A 2257-nucleotide genomic window follows, 5' to 3' on the forward strand; every position below is an offset into this window, starting at 1 on the left:
GCGTTTGGATCAAGGGTATCATCCTTGTCTGGTGTTGTGTTTGCAACGTTTCCAGCCGCATCTTCTTGCGCTTTATCAAAAAGTTCGCACTCTATTTTTGTGGTGTAACCACCCGTTTTATCAAGTTTGTGCTTAACGCTCTTGATGCGCCATTCTGCTGGAATATAGGGGCGGAAAGGGGGCTCTTGAACAAGCTTTGCTTCTGCTTGCACAAACGGATCACCACCGATATCACATGAGAAAGAAGACTTACCGCGTGATGATTTATTGCGATAAGCAGCAATGGCCGCAACAGCCTCTGATTGGTTATGGTAGGTGTATTTGAGTTCATGGAACGGTGGGTTACCAACTTTGACTTCTTTTTTTTCACCACTGCGGATATCATGATAGGTTGCGAGAACACCGCCTTTTTTCTCTTTGTCTTCTTCTTCTTTCTCAGGTGTTGTTTCTGCTTTTTCCGATTCAGATGATGATGGTGTTGCTCTGTCATTGTCATCCATATGGATAAAGTTTTCATCATCATCAATCTCTTCTGGTTCTCGTGCATCAGCTGCAGCTTTTTGATCGTCCCCCACATCCGTTTCTAAGCCATTGGCTGCACCTGCTTCATCTCGTGCGCTGTATTTAAAATCCCAAGAGGTGCAATGTTTCTCATGAATAACAACAATAGGGAGTGTTTCACCGGTGATGGCTTTGCCTTCACCCCGTTTGGCGAGCACAAGTTTGCCATCAACGGGCTTTGCTACCGCATCATATTCTTCTGCAAGGCGTGTAGCAAAAGCCATATCGCTTTCAGCTGTTTGGTCAATGTGACGCACAACGATTTTTGCAAGAGAAGGATCAACCTTTGGCGTATAGCCATTACGCTGTGCTATCTCTTGAACAATACTGCCAAGGGTTTGCTGGTGATAGGATTGGCTTTTTGGGGTTCTATAAGATGTGTTCATTGATGCGGCGCGCCCTGTAACACTTAAGCTTTGCGGTGGGCTGCTTACAGAAATTTCGTCTATCAGATAGGCTCCCATATCGCGGTTTTTTCCGCCTTCATAGCCAAGTGTTATGGAAATAACTGTCCCGATAAGAGGAATATCAAGAAAGCCGTTATCACTGTCGCGTGCGCGGTCATCAAGCTCTATAGTGATACGATCACTTTTGTTTTCTGCTTCATCGGTAATTTCAATTGATAAAACATAATCCATGAGCGTTTTGGTGATGTCTTCTCCATTTGCCAGAACCATGCAAAAAGGTTTCATGATTTGCTACCCCAAATTCTGATCACTGGTGTGGCTTTCGGATAGGGGAGGGACGGCAAAACTATGGTGATTCCTGCTTTTAAAATGGGTCCATAGTCTGCAAGCCCCAAATTCGCTGCATAGACCCGTTCAACAGCAAGGGCTTGTTGACCCTTTGCATAGTATCTCCAGCAAATGGCATCAACCATATCACCTTCTTTTGTTACGTAAAGATCACTCATAGGTCTTCACCATATTCTCTCAATTTTATTGTAAATTCTTGTTTTTTGGGGGTGCCATTATGATGAAAAATGCTTTGCTTTTCCTCTACAGAAAGAATGACAAACTTACCTAAGATTTTGCCTTGACCGGTCACAAGAATGTGAGGTCCCATATGCGCTATTTGTCGCAAATATTCGAGCTGTCTGTGACCACCTTTGAAATCTGGATAAATTACGCCTGCTAAAGAAAATTCCGCATTTGCAACAGCTGGCAATTGAAGAGCAGCCTTTCTCCCCAATCGCCCTTGCTCTACCCATGGAACTCCATAAGACATATCAAGTGTTTGATAAGCTGCTGTTTCAATCGAAAAAATAAAACCACCCAAAGCTAACATCATGGTATTTAATCCGAAAGGCTAGAGGCTATGGCTAAACGTTGCTGTTTTGCATAGCGTTCAAGTGCTTGATTGACAGCGTCTCTGATTTCGTCCTTGAGACCATTTGGTACTGAAATATTTAGATTTGTAATGGTTACACGGGCGTCTACTTCAACGGGCTTATGAACCGTAATTGGCTTTGGAGCTTTAAAGGCACCCACTTTATTTGTTGCCTGCATTTGTCCTGTTTCAATGACACTTGTATTAAAACCACTCTTGCGTTTTTCAGGTGGGGTATTTGTAACCACTACTGTATCAACCATTTTTTTTGCCCGTGCATTAGTTTCATCGGTAAAGGTTTTAATGGTCTGGGTTGAAGTTTTGTTGATTGAAACATTAAAGCCTAGCTTTTTTTTCATCCAATTAG

The 2257-nt window shown here is 42.9% G+C and carries 3 protein-coding genes and 1 pseudogene; all 4 read right to left on the reverse strand.

Features of this window, described 5'->3' with window-relative positions; genetic code table 11:
- Positions 1–1253, reverse strand: a 1253-nt coding sequence (locus tag ACFIKO_RS09110; RefSeq protein ID WP_375673852.1) for a contractile injection system protein, VgrG/Pvc8 family, incomplete at its 3' end; no start/stop codon positions are given.
- Complete coding sequence (locus tag ACFIKO_RS09115; protein ID WP_375620532.1) at positions 1250–1474, reverse strand: tail protein X; 225 nt, start codon at positions 1472–1474, stop codon at positions 1250–1252. The genes ACFIKO_RS09115 and ACFIKO_RS09110, both read right to left, overlap by 4 nt.
- A complete protein-coding gene (locus ACFIKO_RS09120; protein WP_273724327.1) occupies positions 1471–1851 on the reverse strand; it encodes a phage tail protein in 381 nt (126 codons plus the stop codon). The genes ACFIKO_RS09115 and ACFIKO_RS09120 overlap by 4 nt, the downstream gene beginning before the upstream one ends.
- Before the next feature lie 5 nt (positions 1852–1856).
- Positions 1857–2257: pseudogene (locus ACFIKO_RS09125) on the reverse strand (phage tail protein); the annotation flags it as partial.

It is taken from the genome of Bartonella sp. TS82HLJMH (genome assembly GCF_042193495.1).
Taxonomy (GTDB): Bacteria; Pseudomonadota; Alphaproteobacteria; order Rhizobiales; family Rhizobiaceae; genus Bartonella; species Bartonella grahamii.

Coding starts and splice junctions, on each gene's coding strand:
- ACFIKO_RS09120 (WP_273724327.1), bottom strand. CDS start 1,851: ATGATGTTAGCTTTGGGTGGTTTTATTTTTTCGATTGAAACAGCAGCT.
- ACFIKO_RS09115 (WP_375620532.1), bottom strand. CDS start 1,474: ATGAGTGATCTTTACGTAACAAAAGAAGGTGATATGGTTGATGCCATT.